Origin of the sequence: Bacillus cereus group sp. MG4 (assembly GCF_040460055.1) — a bacterium.
GTDB lineage: Bacteria > Bacillota > Bacilli > Bacillales > Bacillaceae_G > Bacillus_A > Bacillus_A wiedmannii.
The window spans coordinates 2232302-2247862 of record NZ_JARVGZ010000001.1 but is presented as its reverse complement, the minus strand read 5'-3'; the positions used below and the strand labels follow the sequence as shown (position 1 = coordinate 2247862).

Genomic DNA, 15561 nt, shown 5'->3' with positions numbered 1-15561 from the left:
ATAAAAACCGTTGCTCGTATAGGCAACGGTTTTTATTATTGTTCTTTTTTCACTTTTACACGAGGTAATATTTTTTGTAACGGTACTTTTCGAACTCTCTCCCATGTAGCGGGATTCATTGGATCATATTGATCTAAGAAAGCGATAACTTCTTTTGTAATTGGAGTTGGAGTAGAAGCACCTGCTGTAACAGCTACGTTTTCTACACCTTGTAGCCACTCTAATTTAATCTCACTTACGTCTGCAACGCGGTATGCTTTCGTACCAGCGATTTCTTGTGATACTTGTGCTAAACGGTTTGAGTTGTTACTTTTCGGATCACCGACAACAATTGTTAAGTCTGCAACATCAGCTTGTTTAGCGACAGCTTCTTGGCGAACTTGAGTTGCTAAACAAATTTCCTTATGGAATTCTGCTGTTGGGAATTTTTTCTGAATGTCCTCCATTAAATGTTGAACATCCCATTGGCTCATCGTTGTTTGATTTGTAACTAAAATTTTATCTGTTGGAATTTCTAATGTTTTTAAATCATCAGCTCTTTCGATAAGGTGAACGATGTCAGGTGCAATACCAACTGCGCCTTCTGGTTCTGGATGATTTTTTTTACCGATATAAATGACATGGTAACCTTCAGCTTTCTTTGCTTCAATAAGATCATGTGTTTTTGTAACATCTGGACAAGTGGCATCGATTGTCGTTAAACCTTTTTCTTTTGCACGTTGTTTAACTTCTGGAGAAACACCGTGTGCTGTGAAAATAACAGTACCAGATTCGATTTTATCTAAAATTTCTAATCGACTTGGACCGTCTAACGTAATGATGCCATCTTCTTCGAATGCATCTGTTACATGTTTGTTGTGAACAATCATACCTAAAATATAAATAGGTCTTGGTAATGATGTATCTAATGCGGCGTTACGTGCAATAACCATCGCGTCCACAACACCGTAGCAATAACCACGAGGGGAAATTTTAACAATTTTCATATGAGTAATCCTCTCCTTCTAAACAAGGGATACTTTTGTGCATAGTCTTTTACATTATAAAGGAGGAATGGATAGAAAACAAAGGATTGTTACACATATAGTTTTGGTTTTGTTGCTATTTTATGAACAGGCTCCTCTCGTAATTCTTTTTCTATGACAGGCTCAATCACTATTTTTTTTCTTTTTCTTTTTTTTTGTGGAGGAGGCGGAGTTGCTACCTCAACCTTTTCTGTTATGTCTTCAGTTGGATTTTCAGTTGGATCTTCTTCCGTACTTTTTCCAGAGGTGAGGATTTTAACAATGCTTGGTAGGTTACGCATAATAGGACCGTACTGTTCGACAACAGGGCTTACAGATTGAACGACTTGGGATACTTTTTCAATATTGTTTATCATATTAGTTGGATTCGAAATTAAATTTGCAAAAAAACTGCCGGTGCCGCTACTTGATGCTGCTGTAGTTGCTGCACCGCCGCGCGTTTCATTTGATTCATACATTTGAGGGGGGATCATTTGCTCTGGATGTTGCTGCATGTATGGTTGATATTGTTGTGAGTACTGCTGCGGGTATTGCTGTTGGTATTGGTATTGTTGTTGATATTGGAGCGGCGGTTGTTGGTGCATCATTGGCGGCGGTCCATCCATTTGTCGATAAGGTGGAACCATTTGCATGAAAGGCTCGGTTGGATCGTGTTTTTTAAAGAGTTTAGCAAGGAAACCTTTCTTTTTTTGCGCCATCGGTGGTAGTTGTGGAATTGGATATGGTGTATAAGGTTGCTGTCCTTGATTCGGATACATTTGCCTTGTATGGGATTTTGGAAACATGTGAGAAATCCTCCTTTCTTCAGTTAGGTATATACACATACAATATGCAATAAGAGGGAAGAAGGTTAGTTTTTGAAGTAAAAACCTAAACTAAAGATGGATTTTACTTGTAGATTTCGATATAATGTAGACTTGGCTGATTTGTGCGCGCAGTAGAAATTTAGAAAGAAGGTGTAACTTATGACACAACAAACTTTTACACAGTATGATTTTAAACCATTTTTAATAGATGCAGTTCGTGAACTACGCTTTACAGAGCCGACAGGAATTCAAAAGAAAATTTTCCCGGTCGTGAAAAAAGGTGTAAGTGTAATTGGACAATCCCAAACAGGTTCTGGGAAAACACATGCATACTTACTTCCTACATTGAACAGAATTAATGCAAGTCGTGAAGAAGTACAACTTGTTATTACAGCGCCTACTCGTGAGTTAGCACAACAAATTTACGAAGAAATCGTGAAATTAACAAAGTTTTGTGCGGAAGATCAAATGATTACAGCACGTTGTTTAATTGGTGGAACTGATAAACAACGATCAATTGAAAAGTTGAAAAAACAACCTCATATTGTAGTTGGAACACCAGGACGTATTAAAGATTTAGTAGAAGCACAAGCATTATTTGTTCATAAAGCAAATACTATTATTGTCGATGAAGCAGACTTAATGCTTGATATGGGATTCATTCATGATGTAGACAAAATTGCATCACGCATGCCTAGAAACTTGCAAATGCTAGTTTTCTCTGCAACAATTCCTCAAAAACTAAAACCGTTTCTGAAGAAATATATGGAGAATCCAGAGCATATTCATATCAATCCAAAACAAGTTGCGGCTGGGAATATTGAGCATTATTTAGTACCTTCTAAACATCGTAACAAAATCGATTTAGTGAACAAAATGTTGCTACAATTTAAACCGTATTTAGCAGTTGTTTTCACGAATACGAAGAAGATGGCGGATCAGGTTGCTGACGGATTAATGGAACGTGGCTTAAAAGTTGGACGAATTCACGGAGATTTATCACCGCGTGATCGTAAAAAAATGATGAAACAAATTCGTGATCTTGAATTCCAATATATTGTTGCAACTGATTTAGCAGCACGTGGTATTGATATTGAAGGAATTAGTCATGTTATTAACTACGAACTTCCATCAGATTTAGATTTCTTCGTTCACCGCGTTGGAAGAACAGCACGTGCGGGGCATTCAGGTATTGCAGTGACGATTTATGATCCAGCAAACGAAGAAGCGTTAGATAGTTTAGAAAAACAACGTCATATTGAGTTCAAGCATGTAGAGTTACGCGGAGATGAGTGGGCGGATTTAGGTGAACGTCGTCGTCGTAAGAGCCGTAAAAAACCAAATGACGAACTTGATGTTATGGCAACGAAAGTTATTAAAAAGCCGAAAAAAGTAAAACCAAACTATAAACGTAAACTTGCAACAGAACGTGATAAAGTGAAGAAAAAATATAGCAATAAAAAAAGATAAGGGGCTCCCCTTATCTTTTTTTATCCGGATATTTGCGGGATAATAATCGGTGGGGAATGGAAAAACACTGATTAAAGTTTCGGTGTAGCTAGTTACAATTTGCGTAGTGTTTTAGGAACAAACAATTCGCTACATATTTCTACAAATTATGCTATCATTATATCTATTGTATATTGAAGAGGTGATTGTATGTTAAAGATTGGATCTCATGTTTCTATGAGTGGTAAGAAAATGTTATTAGCAGCAAGTGAAGAGGCTGTTTCATACGGTGCAACGACGTTTATGATTTATACAGGTGCACCGCAAAATACACGAAGAAAACCAATTGAAGAATTGAACATAGAAGCAGGAAGAAAACATATGGAACTAAACGGTATTGAGGAAATTATCGTACATGCGCCATATATTATTAATCTTGGGAATACGACGAAGCCAGAAACATTCCAATTAGGTGTAGACTTCCTTCGCATGGAAATTGAAAGAACATCGGCATTAGGTGTAGCGAAACAAATCGTTCTTCACCCAGGTGCGCACGTTGGTGCAGGAGCGGATGCTGGTATTCAACAAATTATTAAAGGGCTTAATGAAGTATTAACGCCAGAGCAGACGGTTAACATTGCGTTAGAAACGATGGCAGGAAAAGGAACAGAATGCGGTCGTAGCTTTGAAGAAATTGCAAAGATTATTGATGGTGTAAAATATAATGAAAAATTATCAGTATGCTTTGATACGTGTCATACGCACGATGCAGGATATGATATTGTAAATGATTTTGACGGCGTATTAAATGAATTTGATAAGATTGTTGGTATGGATCGTTTGCAAGTACTTCATATTAATGATAGTAAAAATGTATGCGGCGCAGGAAAGGACCGTCATGAAAATATCGGCTTCGGTCATATCGGTTATAAAGCGTTACATCATATTGTGCATCATCCGCAGTTAATGCACGTACCAAAAATCCTTGAAACGCCATATGTAGGTGAAGATAAAAAAGATAAGAAGCCGCCATATAAATTAGAAATCGAAATGCTAAAAAATGGTACTTTTGATGAAGGGATTCTTGAGAAAATTAAAGCGCAATAAGCAATAAGGAGGGGATTTTCCCCCTCCTTATTTTAGTAGTTGCTGAAATAAAGTATTTACTTGTTGGGCAGTAGCAGGGGAGGTTACTTTTGCTATTTGTTTTAAGAGCTCTAGCCGTTCGTCATTATCGTAAATGTTAATATTCTTTCCTTTCATAAGTAAAACAATTTGATCCGCTTGTGCAGTCGTAATAGAAACTTCATACTCTTTACTATATTTCAATAACTCTTTTGTAGAAATATGATTTAATTTTTTATTTACAAGTTGTTTAATGAGGTTCATTGAGTTATCCTCCTTCACACGTTCTTCTATCGAAATATATGAGTACGTAGCTTGTACATATTCGTATAGAGTTTCTTTTTTCATGAGAAAAAGAAGCGTATGTTATAATATAAGGACAAAACTATAGAAAAAGAGTATAAGGAGGACTTATGGAACAAAAGCAACACCGAAAAGAAAGTGTTATCCATCTTATTTATCGTTTAGTTATGATTATTTTTGGGGCAGCATGCGCAGCGGTAGCGATTGAACTATTTTTAATGCCAAATAAAATTATTGATGGTGGAATTATTGGTATTTCTCTTATATTAGATTATCTTACTCCTAATATTTGGTGGTTAAGTTTCTCTACTTTAGTCGTTATTCTCAATATCCCATTTATGTATTCAGGTTATAAGCAAATCGGAAAAACGTTCATGTTATCTTCGGCGTTCGGTATTGTAGCTTTAGCGTTTATTGAATCAACGTTACATGCTGTTCCGCCATTTACAACAGAGCCGATTTTAGCAACAGTGTTTGGTGGTCTTATTTTAGGTATTGGTGTAGGGCTCGTTATTCGCCATGGTGGATCAATGGACGGAACAGAAATTATGGGTATTTTATTAACGAAGAAATTACCTTTCTCTGTTGGCGAATTTGTAATGTTTGTGAACTTATTCATTTTTGCATGGGCAGCATTTGTATTTGGTGTTGAACAAGCTATGTATTCTGTTATGACGTACTATATCGCATTCAAAACAATTGATACAGTCATTCAAGGTTTAGATGAAACGAAAGCAGTTTTAATTGTATCAGATCAATATGAGGAAGTATCAAATGCGATTTTGCATCGTCTTGGTCGTGGAACTACAAAGCTTGTAGCGAAAGGCGGTTACACGGATAAAGAAAAAGAAGTTATTTATGCAGTTGTAACGCGTCTGGAAGTGACGAAGTTAAAATCAATTGTGTATGAAATTGATGCGAATGCGTTTGTTACGATTATGAATACACAAGAGACAAATGGTGGCAAGTTTAAATCGGCTATCCACTAGAAAATTTATCTAGTAAAAGCCCTCGCCAATCGTTAGGGGATGGCCTCATCTGATTAAGGTTTCATTTTATAGGAATATTTTTCGGAAGCAGAGAATTTTTCTCTGCTTTTTGTTATAATAGTAAGGTTTCTTGAAAAAATTGATATATTTTAGGCAGATTGGTTTACAACTATAATAAGCTGTACTATAATTCAAATAGATATAAATCGGAATCATTCTGAATTAAAATAGGTGAGATGCTATGAATAATATATTAGAAATAGAAGGATTGTCATTTCGATATGAAGATCGAAATGTGTTAGAAGATATTAATTTGCAAGTTCCGAAGGGAGCTTTTTTAGGTTTAGTTGGGCCAAATGGTTCTGGGAAATCAACTTTGTTAAAATGTTTATTAGGCGTTTTAAAGCCAAAACAGGGAAGTATTCGTTTGTTTGGTGTTGACAGTAAGAAGTTTAAAGAATGGAACAAAGTTGGTTATGTGTCGCAAAAGGCAAATAGCTTTAATTCTGGTTTTCCGGCCACTGTTTTTGAAGTTGTATCAATGGGACTCGTTTCGAAAAAAGGGCTGTTTCGCTTTTTTACGAAAAACGATAAGGAAAAGGTAGAAAAAGCGATTGCTGATGTAGGGATGAGTGCGTTTCAAGGGCGCAATATCGGAGAACTTTCTGGTGGACAACAACAGCGTGTATTTATTGCTCGTGCGCTCGTTAGTGATCCTGAATTACTTATTTTGGACGAGCCTACTGTTGGAATCGATGTGAAGAATGTAGAAAGTTTTTATGAGATATTAGAGGATTTAAACAAAAGGTTAGGAATCACATTAATTCTCGTTACTCATGATATGGGAGCTGTTACTGAGAAGGTAACACATGTTGCATGTTTAAACCAACATCTACATTTCCATGGAAATGTAGAGAAGTTCCGAGAGTTAGAAGATGCAGAAATGTCCGTCTTATATGGACATCATGTTCATCGTTTAGAACACGAGCATGAGCATCACGGGAGGATATAATGATACAAGATTTTTTACAATATGACTTTTTACGGAACTCTTTATATGCAGGGATTTTAATAGGACTTGTTGCGCCGCTTATCGGTGTATTTGTTGTCATTCGCCGAATGTCGCTTATTGCGGATGCTTTAAGTCACGTGACATTATCGGGTATTGCTGCAAGTTTACTACTAGAAAAAACAATTTTCACAGGAGGATTTTTAAATCCGTTATATATGGGAATGATTTTTTCTATTGGTGGGGCGTTACTAATTGAAAAATTGCGTACTGTATATAAACATTATCAAGAATTAGCAATTCCGATTATTCTTTCAGCAGGAATGGGGATTGGGGTTATTTTTATATCACTTGCAAATGGATTTAACACTGATTTATTTAGTTATTTATTTGGGAGTGTAAGTGCTGTAACAAGTACGGATTTAATAATCATCGGCATTGTAGCAATTGTTGTTATTGTAACGATTACTTTATTATACAAAGAGTTATTTTTACTATCGTTTGATGAGGAATATGCTGTATCAACCGGTTTGAGTGCAAAGTGGATTCACTTTATTTTCATTATATTGGTTGCTCTTGTTATTGCAGTATCAATGCGTGTAGTAGGGGTTCTTCTCGTATCATCATTAATGACATTACCAGTTGCAGCAAGTATTCGTATTGCAAATGGATTTAAACAAACAATTTTCTTTTCCATTTTATTTGGTGAAATTGCAGTAATTGGTGGAATGTTTGCTTCATATCAACTTGATCTAGCACCAGGTGGTACAATTGTTATGATAGCAGTTCTTATTTTAATTGGTGCGATTTTATGGAAAAAGAAAAAAACTGCATAAAGTAGGGATAGATATGAATCTAACAGAAGCTTTACGCCTAATGAAAGATAAAGGATACAAACATACTGGGAAAAGGGAAGAAATGCTCAGGTTATTTGCAGCTCACAATCGTTATTTAACGGCGAAAGACGTTTTAGAGCATATGAAGGATGATTATCCAGGTCTTAGCTTTGATACGATTTATCGTAACTTAACGGTGTTTGCTGAAATCGGTGTTTTAGAACAAACGGAATTAAATGGTGAAAAACATTTTCGTTTTACATGTTCTATTATGGAACATCATCATCATTTTATTTGTTTAGATTGCGGGGGGACGAAAGAGATTACTTCCTGCCCGATGGATTTTATGAATAAAGATTTTAACGGTTATGAAGTAACCGGGCATAAGTTTGAAATATACGGCCGTTGTCCAAAATGTGCAAAATAAGAACTCGTCGGTTACATAACTGACGAGCTTTTTTACGTAAAAAAAGAAGGTTGCCCACAAATATTGTGGCAACCTTCTTTTTATTGTTCTTGTGTTTCTTTTTCTTTTTCTCGTTCAGCAGCCATTTCAGCAGCAATTACATCGATTTCTTTTTTCAGTTCTTCTACCATTATTTCTTCTGGTACTTTACGAACAACTTGCCCTTTACGGAATAATAATCCTTCTCCACGTGCACCGGCAATACCGATATCAGCTTCACGAGCTTCACCAGGACCGTTTACAGCGCAACCAAGTACTGCAACTTTAATTGGTACTTTTAGTGTAGAGATGTATTCTTCCACCTCGTTAGCGATGCTAATTAAATCAATTTCAATACGACCACAAGTTGGACAAGAAATAAGTGTTGCTGCATTAGATGCAAGACCGAATGACTTTAATAGTTCACGCGCAACTTTTACTTCTTCAACTGGGTCAGCACTTAATGAAATACGTAGTGTATTTCCGATGCCTTTATTTAAGATTGCGCCAAGACCAGCGGCACTTTTTACAGTTCCGGCAAATAATGTTCCGGATTCTGTAATACCTAAATGTAATGGGTAATCAAAAGCACGAGCAGCTTTTTCGTATGCTTCAATTGCTAAGTTAACATCAGAGGCTTTCATAGATACGATAATATCGTGGAAATCTAAGTCCTCTAAAATTTTAATATGATGTAGGGCACTCTCAACCATACCATCTGCAGTTGGGTATCCGTACTTTTCTAAAATGTGACGTTCTAATGAACCTGCGTTTACACCGATACGAATTGGAATACCGCGTTCTTTTGCCGCATTTACAACAGCTTCTACTTTATGGCGACGACCAATGTTACCTGGATTGATACGTACTTTATCAATGCCGCCTTCAATTGCTTTTAAAGCAAGACGATAATCAAAATGAATATCAGCAACAAGTGGAATGTTGATTTGTTTTTTAATATCAGCAATAGCATTTGCTGCGCGTTCGTCTGGAACAGCAACACGGACAACTTGACAGCCAGCTTCTTCTAAACGTTTAATTTCAGCAACTGTTGCTTCAACATCATGTGTTTTTGTTGTTGTCATACTTTGTATAATTAATTCATTATTACCGCCAATTGTTAAATTACCGACTTTAACTGGACGTGTTTTTGTACGATGAGTCATTTCATTCACGAATAGATCGCTCTCCTTATAAAAGAAGTTTCTTATTTAGTCCCTCATATCAATGAAAGTATACGTGATACAGGGCTATAGAAACCGAAGTGCTCGGTTTCACTTTTACTATTGTATCAGCGCCTTTATGTAATTGACAAGGATTAAGTGATTGCTCATTGATATAACGGGAATTTATAAGACTTTCCAATTTGTATTTTTGTAGCAGATGTACTTTTGTTTAGTTGTTTAAAGTCATCAATTACCTTTTCAATGGAAGGGATGTTTTTCTTATTAATTTGTTCAGTAATAGAAAGGACTGTCTCACCTGTTTTGACTTCAATTGTTTTATAAGTTACATCTGTTTCTTTTTCTGCTTTGTTCTCTTTATTTTGTTTTGTATCTGTATTTTCTTGCTTTATCGTTTGGGCCGCGGTTGTTTTTTTATATGAACTTAACATCGGTAAAGTGCCGATTTTTATATCGTAATAAAATATATAACCAAGAACAAGCACGAATAAGAATATACCTAATCTTTTCATATTCTTCACTCCTTTGCTAGGAATATATGCTTGTCCAAAAAAAAAATGCCTATTTAGGCATTTTTTCGTTTTTATTTTTCTTTCGGTTTTGGAACTTCTTTAATCGTTAAGTAAAGAACAATTAAAACAACTGCGATATAAATAAATGTTGAACCAGGTACAACGATTTTGAATAGATCCATAATCATAAAGAAGATTGTTGGGATTGTGTAGCTGTATGCAGTTAACGTCCATACTTGCTTATAAGATAATTTACGTTGACCACTCATAGCAGAACCTATAAACGCAAGTAAAGTAATTCCTAAGAAAGTAATAAACAATTGGAATAGGTATACTAACACGCCGATAACGGCTAGTAAAATTGGATAAATACTATCGAATACAGAAATGAAATCTTGTAAATCTTTCTTCTCAAGAGATGTCCCTAATAAATCATTATAGGAGTATGTTTGTGTTTGACCATTTCCTATAGAAACTACTTTATCTTTTAAAATAAATAAACCAGTTTTGTTTTTATATGTTTCTATATCTGTTGTATTGGGATCAAATACGAAAAGAGCATCTCCTTCTTCCTTTTGAATAGGTTGTTCAATATCTGCTTTTAGTTCACCGTTTTCGATTTTAAAATCAGGTAAATCTTTTTCAATCGCTTGATTTACCATGCTGACACTATCTTGGATAAAGCTGCCGTAAAAGAATGTTCTTGGAATAGTAGTGATTAGACAAAGTAGCATAATATACAAAATGGTTTTTCCGATTTTTTGAAAACGGAATAGCGCCATATCTTTAGGCGAATATACGCTTTTTACTAATTGGGTAAATATGGACATAGATTCACTTCCTTTATGTATGTATAAAATCATTGTAACGTAGGAATCTAGAGAATCTCAAGATATATTATATTTACATATAGTGGAGATAACTAAATTTCTTTTTATTAATTTTCTTCTTTTATATGAGAAAAATACAATTGACACTTTTCTTTGTCATATGGTAAATTTATCTTACATTTCTTAAAGGATATATCCGATAGGAATTCCTTTATTTGATATGTTGTTACATACATAATTGTGGACCCTTAGCTCAGCTGGTTAGAGCAGACGGCTCATAACCGTCCGGTCGTAGGTTCGAGTCCTACAGGGTCCATATCCATTTCGCATGTTTATTATGTCAGTGGGAAGCTTCCTTGTAGAAGGGAGCTTTTTTTACGGAATATATGAGCATTTTAATTGAAAAGAAGTGGGATTTTTGCTACGTTAATGATAGCAAGACAATGTGATTTATTTGTTTGCACCCTATGGCAATTAGGGTAGAATGAAGTTGTATGTCACTTAAGTGGCAATACATAAACTGGGAGGAATATAACAATGGCAAAACACGAATTACCAAATTTACCTTATGCGTATGATGCTTTAGAGCCTCACTTTGACAAAGAAACAATGAACATCCATCATACAAAACATCATAACACTTACATTACAAACTTAAACGCTGCTTTAGAAGGTCATGCAGAATTAGCTGACAAAAGCGTAGAAGAATTAGTTGCAAACTTAAACGAAGTACCAGAAGCAATCCGTACAGCAGTACGTAACAATGGTGGCGGACATGCTAACCATACATTCTTCTGGACAATCTTATCTCCAAACGGCGGCGGACAACCAGTAGGCGAACTTGCAACTGCAATTGAAGCGAAATTCGGTAGCTTCGATGCATTCAAAGAAGAATTCGCAAAAGCTGGCGCAACTCGTTTCGGTTCTGGTTGGGCTTGGTTAGTAGTAAACAATGGTGAGTTAGAAGTAACAAGCACGCCAAACCAAGATTCTCCTCTAACTGAAGGTAAAACTCCAGTTGTAGGTTTAGATGTTTGGGAACATGCTTACTACTTAAATTACCAAAACCGTCGTCCTGACTACATCGGTGCATTCTGGAACGTTGTAGATTGGAACGCTGCTGAAAAACGTTACCAAGAAGCAAAATAATTGTAATAACGATAGAAAAAGCTAGGAGAATGCTCCTAGCTTTTTTCTATGCTTTCCTTTTACATAATTGGGCTTGTCTTTGGAAGACTAGAACATGAAGTAAAGGAGAGTTGTGTATGAAGTGGAAACATGTAATTGGTGATGTTGAAGTGAATCGGGATTTAGTGTTATTGCTCCTTATTGGAGGCTTATACACGCTCGCAATTTCTTTATCGAATACGTTTGTTAACATTTATTTATGGAAACAAACACAAAATTATGTGAATCTTGGCTTGTATAATTTGGCCAGCGTTGTATTACAGCCTCTCACATTTCTTATAGGTGGGAAATTAGCGAAGCGTATTGATCGCTCAATCTTGTTACGAATAGGCGTAGGCACGTTAGCTATTTTTTTTATCGTTGTTTTAGTAGCGGGAAAAAGCGCTTCTCACTATATTTTATTAATGGGGGCTCTTTTAGGAGTCGGATATGGTTTTTACTGGCTCGCGTTTAACTTATTAACATTTGAGATTACAGAACCAGAAACAAGAGATTTCTTTAATGGGTTTCTTGGACTTCTTACATCCTTCGCTGGAATGATTGGACCGATAGCAGCTGGATACACAATTTCACGTATGGAAAAATGGAGTGGCTATACGGTTATATTCTTTCTTTCGTTAGTGTTATTTGCAATTGCTGTCATTTTAAGCTTTTTTGTATCTAAGAGAGAATGTGAAGGACGGTATGAAATTGTACAAGTATTGAAAGAGCGGCAGATTGATAAAAATTGGGGAAGAATTACACGTGCTCATTTTTTCCAAGGGTTGAGGGAGGGAACGTTTATTTTTGTGATTTCCGTATACGTGTATTTAGCGACGGATAGCGAACTCGCCTTAGGAAAATATAGCTTAGTAAATTCTGCTGTATCATTTGTATGTTACTACTTAGTCACTCGTATGTTAAAGAAAGAGTGGCGGAAAAAAGCAATTTTACTTGGAGGCATTATTTTATATGCTGTCGTATTTTTAGTTATATTCAACGTTACATACGCAAAATTACTTATTTATGCAGCGTGTATTGCGGTTGCATACCCTATTTTGCTCGTTCCGTACGGATCCATGACATATGATGTAATTGGCAGAGCGAAAAATGCGAGAGAGTGGCGTGTAGAGTATGTAGTTGTCCGGGAATTATGGTTAAATGCAGGAAGAATTTGTTCGGTTTTAAGTTTTTTATGTGCTGTATTATTCTTTCCGCCTGAAAAAAGTTTACCTTACTTATTATGTATTTTAGGTGCAGGACATTTCCTTATTTATTTTGCAGTTAAAAATGTCAAATATGATGAGGGAAATGCGAGTAAAACAAGTGTTGTAACGCAAGCAAATGCGCAGAATCAAACAGAACCAGAAGGTTAACTTCTCGGTTGTTTTATGCTAGAATAGAAAAAGATGTAAGACAGCAGTGAGGACACCTGTATGAAGGTGTCCCTTTCACATTACATAGCTGTTGGTAGAGGGGGTTTGTATGAGCAAGAAGCAGAAACAACAAAAGAAAAAGACTCACGTTCCTTTTCGGTTAAACGTGCTGTTTTTCTGCGTGTTTTTAATGTTCTCCGCGGTTATTGTAAGGCTTGGTTATGTACAAATTGTTCGCGGTGAGGAATATAAGAATGAAGTGGAGAGGAAAGAAAACTCGACGATAAGTAATCCTGTACCACGTGGGAAAATATTTGACCGTTTTGGGCGAGCTGTAGTAGATAATGCAGCTGTACGTACGATTACATTTACAAAAATGAAAGGATCAACTGCAGAGGCTCGCTTAGAAACAGCGAAAAAGCTGGCAGATTTGATTGAAGTACCGACAGATAAATTAACAGATCGTGATAAAAAAGATTATTGGCTTGCTATTCATAAAGAGGAAGCGAAAGAAAAAATTACGAATAAAGATCGTCAAGAGTTTAAAAATAAAAAAATTGACGATAAAGAATTAGACGAGCGTCAACGAAGTCGCGTGACAGAAGAAGAAGTGAATCAATTATCCGCAAAAGATTTAGAAATACTAGCGATTAAAAGCAAAATGGACGGCGGATATGCAATGACACCACAAGTTATAAAAAAAGATGCTACACCAGAAGAATATGCGATTATTAGTGAAAACCTAGCAGCATTACCAGGCGTAGATACGAATGTTGATTGGGATCGAAAATATACGTATGATGATTTATTCCGAAGTGTACTTGGCGGGGTGTCAACGTCTGATGAAGGTTTACCGAGAGAAAGACTAGATTACTATCTTGTTCGTGATTATAATCGAAATGAACGAGTAGGAAAAAGTTATCTTGAACAGCAATATGAAGATAGTTTGCACGGTACGAAAGCGGAAGTGAAAAATATTACAGATAAAAACGGTAATATTTTAGAAACGATTAATGTATCAAAAGGGCAAAGTGGTAATGATCTGAATTTAACAATTGATATGGAATTACAAAAGCGTGTAGAAGAAATTATCACGAAAAGTTTATTGAAATATAAAGGTGGGCAACCTCTTTTAGATCGTGCATTCGTTGTAATGATGAATCCGAAAAATGGTGAAGTTCTATCTATGGCAGGGAAACAGTTAGTGAATGAAAATGGCGAAACGAAAGTACAAGATTTCGCATTAGGAACGATGACAAGTTCTTATCCGATGGGATCAACTGTAAAAGGCGCGACAATACTTACTGGATATCAAACAGGCGCGATTCAACCAGGTTCAGTTCAACTCGATGAACCAATTGTATTAAAAGGACCGCTAAAAAAATCGTCTTGGAAGACGATGGGATATATTAATGACCTTACAGCGTTAAAAATGTCTTCAAACGTTTATATGTTTAAAACAGCGATGAATATTGCTGGTGTTCCCTATGTAAGAGGCGGTACATTAGATATAAAACAAAAATCATATGATACAATGCGTTACTATTTCGGTCAATTTGGACTTGGTGTAAAAACTGGCATTGATTTACCGAATGAAACGGCTGGACAAAGAGGTAGAACAGATCATATGCCAGGTTTCTTATTGGATTTATCAATTGGACAGTATGATACGTATACACCACTTCAATTAGCACAATATGTTTCAACAATTGCAAATGGTGGTTACCGTATGCAGCCGCAAGTTGTAAAAGAAATTCGTCAACCGGCAGTGAAACCAGATGAAGTTGGAAAAGTTGTTCATTCAATGGAACCGAAAGTACTAAACCGTGTAGATATGCCTGAATCACAAATTAAACGTGTTCAGGAAGGATTTAGACAAGTATTTAATGATACAGGTGGTACAGCTGCGAAATACTTTACAGGTGCACCGTATAAAGCTGCTGGTAAAACAGGTACAGCCGAAACTGTGTATGGCGGAGATAAAGAGATTGGTAGAAATGCAAAAGGTGAGCGCAAAGAGACATATAACTTAACGTTAGTAGGTTATGCGCCATTCGAAGACCCTGAAGTAGCATTTTCTGTTGTTGTACCTTGGGTAGATGATAAATCAGGTATTAATGGATATATTAGCCGTGACATTATGGACGCGTACTTTGATTTGAAAAAGGTAGAAAATGGCGAAGCTACAAAAGATGAAATAGATAAGAAAAATAAAGAGCAAGATGATGAATAAAAAAGTTGTAAAAAAAGCACACTATCTGAAAAGATAGTGTGCTTTTTTTTATGGTTCATGCATACGTTTTAATAAAATGGACAAGCGTATCATAGCGGAAAATTAAGGGGCCTCATAAATGATACTTATGCATCTTTCTGGAGGATAACGGTTTTATGGACCAATCATCAGTGAAGATGAACAATGGCTACGGATTAGAATTTCACCTAATGTTGATTCTTGTGGAACTTTACAAAACTTTTACAAACAATTAAAACCGAATTAATAGTTTA

General features: G+C 35.9%; 15 protein-coding genes and 1 tRNA gene. 10 read left to right on the top strand and 6 right to left on the bottom strand.

What is annotated here, in order from left to right; genetic code table 11:
* Nucleotides 1-35: 35 nt before the first annotated feature.
* Both QCI41_RS11835 and vrrA read right to left on the bottom strand, forming a co-directional pair.
* Nucleotides 36-986: a 4-hydroxy-3-methylbut-2-enyl diphosphate reductase gene (locus QCI41_RS11835; RefSeq protein ID WP_000706674.1), complete on the bottom strand. Its 951-nt coding sequence runs from the start codon at nucleotides 984-986 to the stop codon at nucleotides 36-38.
* An 89-nt stretch (nucleotides 987-1075) separates the two neighbouring features.
* Nucleotides 1076-1810, bottom strand: coding sequence for a VrrA/YqfQ family protein (gene vrrA / locus QCI41_RS11830; RefSeq protein ID WP_353839239.1), 735 nt, complete (start codon nucleotides 1808-1810; stop codon nucleotides 1076-1078).
* A 180-nt stretch (nucleotides 1811-1990) separates the two neighbouring features.
* On the opposite strand from vrrA, the gene QCI41_RS11825 reads away from it, so the two are divergent.
* Nucleotides 1991-3301, top strand: coding sequence for a DEAD/DEAH box helicase (locus QCI41_RS11825; RefSeq protein ID WP_000194012.1), 1311 nt, complete (start codon nucleotides 1991-1993; stop codon nucleotides 3299-3301).
* A gap of 189 nt (nucleotides 3302-3490) precedes the next feature.
* Nucleotides 3491-4387 carry a deoxyribonuclease IV gene (locus tag QCI41_RS11820; protein WP_000912444.1) on the top strand — a complete coding sequence of 299 codons (897 nt, stop codon included), beginning with the start codon at nucleotides 3491-3493 and terminating at the stop codon, nucleotides 4385-4387.
* Nucleotides 4388-4414: 27 nt separating this feature from the next.
* Here the strand turns inward: QCI41_RS11820 and QCI41_RS11815 are convergent, their stop codons facing one another.
* Nucleotides 4415-4669, bottom strand: coding sequence for a DUF2624 domain-containing protein (locus tag QCI41_RS11815; protein ID WP_001048965.1), 255 nt, complete (start codon nucleotides 4667-4669; stop codon nucleotides 4415-4417).
* Between the two features lie 149 nt (nucleotides 4670-4818).
* Between QCI41_RS11815 and QCI41_RS11810 the strand changes: the two genes are divergently transcribed.
* From QCI41_RS11810 to QCI41_RS11795, 4 genes are all read left to right on the top strand, one after another.
* A complete protein-coding gene (locus QCI41_RS11810; RefSeq protein WP_000435955.1) occupies nucleotides 4819-5697 on the top strand; it encodes a YitT family protein in 879 nt (292 codons plus the stop codon).
* Between the two features lie 241 nt (nucleotides 5698-5938).
* Complete coding sequence (locus QCI41_RS11805; protein WP_001059648.1) at nucleotides 5939-6709, top strand: metal ABC transporter ATP-binding protein; 771 nt, start codon at nucleotides 5939-5941, stop codon at nucleotides 6707-6709.
* Nucleotides 6709-7542 (top strand): metal ABC transporter permease, encoded by an 834-nt coding sequence (locus QCI41_RS11800; protein ID WP_000613823.1) that lies wholly within the window; start codon nucleotides 6709-6711, stop codon nucleotides 7540-7542. The genes QCI41_RS11805 and QCI41_RS11800 overlap by 1 nt, the downstream gene beginning before the upstream one ends.
* A gap of 13 nt (nucleotides 7543-7555) precedes the next feature.
* Nucleotides 7556-7969 carry a Fur family transcriptional regulator gene (locus tag QCI41_RS11795; RefSeq protein WP_001054512.1) on the top strand — a complete coding sequence of 138 codons (414 nt, stop codon included), beginning with the start codon at nucleotides 7556-7558 and terminating at the stop codon, nucleotides 7967-7969.
* A gap of 80 nt (nucleotides 7970-8049) precedes the next feature.
* On the opposite strand, the gene ispG is transcribed toward QCI41_RS11795, so the two are convergent.
* The 3 genes from ispG to QCI41_RS11780 all read right to left on the bottom strand — a co-directional run bounded on the left by ispG (nucleotide 8050) and on the right by QCI41_RS11780 (nucleotide 10513).
* The gene (gene ispG / locus QCI41_RS11790; protein WP_075308387.1) at nucleotides 8050-9153 is read right to left on the bottom strand and encodes a flavodoxin-dependent (E)-4-hydroxy-3-methylbut-2-enyl-diphosphate synthase; all 1104 of its coding nucleotides are present in this window, start codon (nucleotides 9151-9153) and stop codon (nucleotides 8050-8052) included.
* 164 nt (nucleotides 9154-9317) lie between these two features.
* Complete coding sequence (gene yqfZ / locus QCI41_RS11785) at nucleotides 9318-9683, bottom strand: protein YqfZ (protein ID WP_353837420.1); 366 nt, start codon at nucleotides 9681-9683, stop codon at nucleotides 9318-9320.
* 71 nt (nucleotides 9684-9754) lie between these two features.
* The gene (locus QCI41_RS11780; RefSeq protein ID WP_353837421.1) at nucleotides 9755-10513 is read right to left on the bottom strand and encodes a DUF1189 domain-containing protein; all 759 of its coding nucleotides are present in this window, start codon (nucleotides 10511-10513) and stop codon (nucleotides 9755-9757) included.
* A gap of 242 nt (nucleotides 10514-10755) precedes the next feature.
* On the opposite strand from QCI41_RS11780, the gene QCI41_RS11775 reads away from it, so the two are divergent.
* From QCI41_RS11775 to QCI41_RS11760, 4 genes are all read left to right on the top strand, one after another.
* Nucleotides 10756-10829, top strand: a tRNA-Ile gene (locus QCI41_RS11775).
* 221 nt (nucleotides 10830-11050) lie between these two features.
* Complete coding sequence (sodA, locus tag QCI41_RS11770) at nucleotides 11051-11662, top strand: superoxide dismutase [Mn] (protein ID WP_001052034.1); 612 nt, start codon at nucleotides 11051-11053, stop codon at nucleotides 11660-11662.
* A gap of 116 nt (nucleotides 11663-11778) precedes the next feature.
* Nucleotides 11779-13056: an MFS transporter gene (locus QCI41_RS11765; RefSeq protein WP_088082392.1), complete on the top strand. Its 1278-nt coding sequence runs from the start codon at nucleotides 11779-11781 to the stop codon at nucleotides 13054-13056.
* 109 nt (nucleotides 13057-13165) lie between these two features.
* On the top strand, nucleotides 13166-15289 hold the full coding sequence (locus QCI41_RS11760) for a peptidoglycan D,D-transpeptidase FtsI family protein (protein ID WP_060488265.1): 2124 nt from the start codon (nucleotides 13166-13168) through the stop codon (nucleotides 15287-15289).
* The last annotated feature ends 272 nt before the right edge of the window (nucleotides 15290-15561 follow it).

Excerpts from the sequence above, each read along its gene's own strand:
- vrrA (WP_353839239.1), bottom strand. The coding sequence starts at position 1,810 with ATGTTTCCAAAATCCCATACAAGGCAAATGTATCCGAATCAAGGACAG.
- QCI41_RS11780 (WP_353837421.1), bottom strand. The coding sequence starts at position 10,513 with ATGTCCATATTTACCCAATTAGTAAAAAGCGTATATTCGCCTAAAGAT.
- QCI41_RS11795 (WP_001054512.1), top strand. The coding sequence starts at position 7,556 with ATGAATCTAACAGAAGCTTTACGCCTAATGAAAGATAAAGGATACAAA.
- QCI41_RS11760 (WP_060488265.1), top strand. The coding sequence starts at position 13,166 with ATGAGCAAGAAGCAGAAACAACAAAAGAAAAAGACTCACGTTCCTTTT.
- QCI41_RS11820 (WP_000912444.1), top strand. The coding sequence starts at position 3,491 with ATGTTAAAGATTGGATCTCATGTTTCTATGAGTGGTAAGAAAATGTTA.
- QCI41_RS11835 (WP_000706674.1), bottom strand. The coding sequence starts at position 986 with ATGAAAATTGTTAAAATTTCCCCTCGTGGTTATTGCTACGGTGTTGTG.
- sodA (WP_001052034.1), top strand. The coding sequence starts at position 11,051 with ATGGCAAAACACGAATTACCAAATTTACCTTATGCGTATGATGCTTTA.
- QCI41_RS11800 (WP_000613823.1), top strand. The coding sequence starts at position 6,709 with ATGATACAAGATTTTTTACAATATGACTTTTTACGGAACTCTTTATAT.
- QCI41_RS11815 (WP_001048965.1), bottom strand. The coding sequence starts at position 4,669 with ATGAACCTCATTAAACAACTTGTAAATAAAAAATTAAATCATATTTCT.
- QCI41_RS11810 (WP_000435955.1), top strand. The coding sequence starts at position 4,819 with ATGGAACAAAAGCAACACCGAAAAGAAAGTGTTATCCATCTTATTTAT.
- QCI41_RS11805 (WP_001059648.1), top strand. The coding sequence starts at position 5,939 with ATGAATAATATATTAGAAATAGAAGGATTGTCATTTCGATATGAAGAT.
- QCI41_RS11765 (WP_088082392.1), top strand. The coding sequence starts at position 11,779 with ATGAAGTGGAAACATGTAATTGGTGATGTTGAAGTGAATCGGGATTTA.
- QCI41_RS11825 (WP_000194012.1), top strand. The coding sequence starts at position 1,991 with ATGACACAACAAACTTTTACACAGTATGATTTTAAACCATTTTTAATA.
- ispG (WP_075308387.1), bottom strand. The coding sequence starts at position 9,153 with ATGACTCATCGTACAAAAACACGTCCAGTTAAAGTCGGTAATTTAACA.
- yqfZ (WP_353837420.1), bottom strand. The coding sequence starts at position 9,683 with ATGAAAAGATTAGGTATATTCTTATTCGTGCTTGTTCTTGGTTATATA.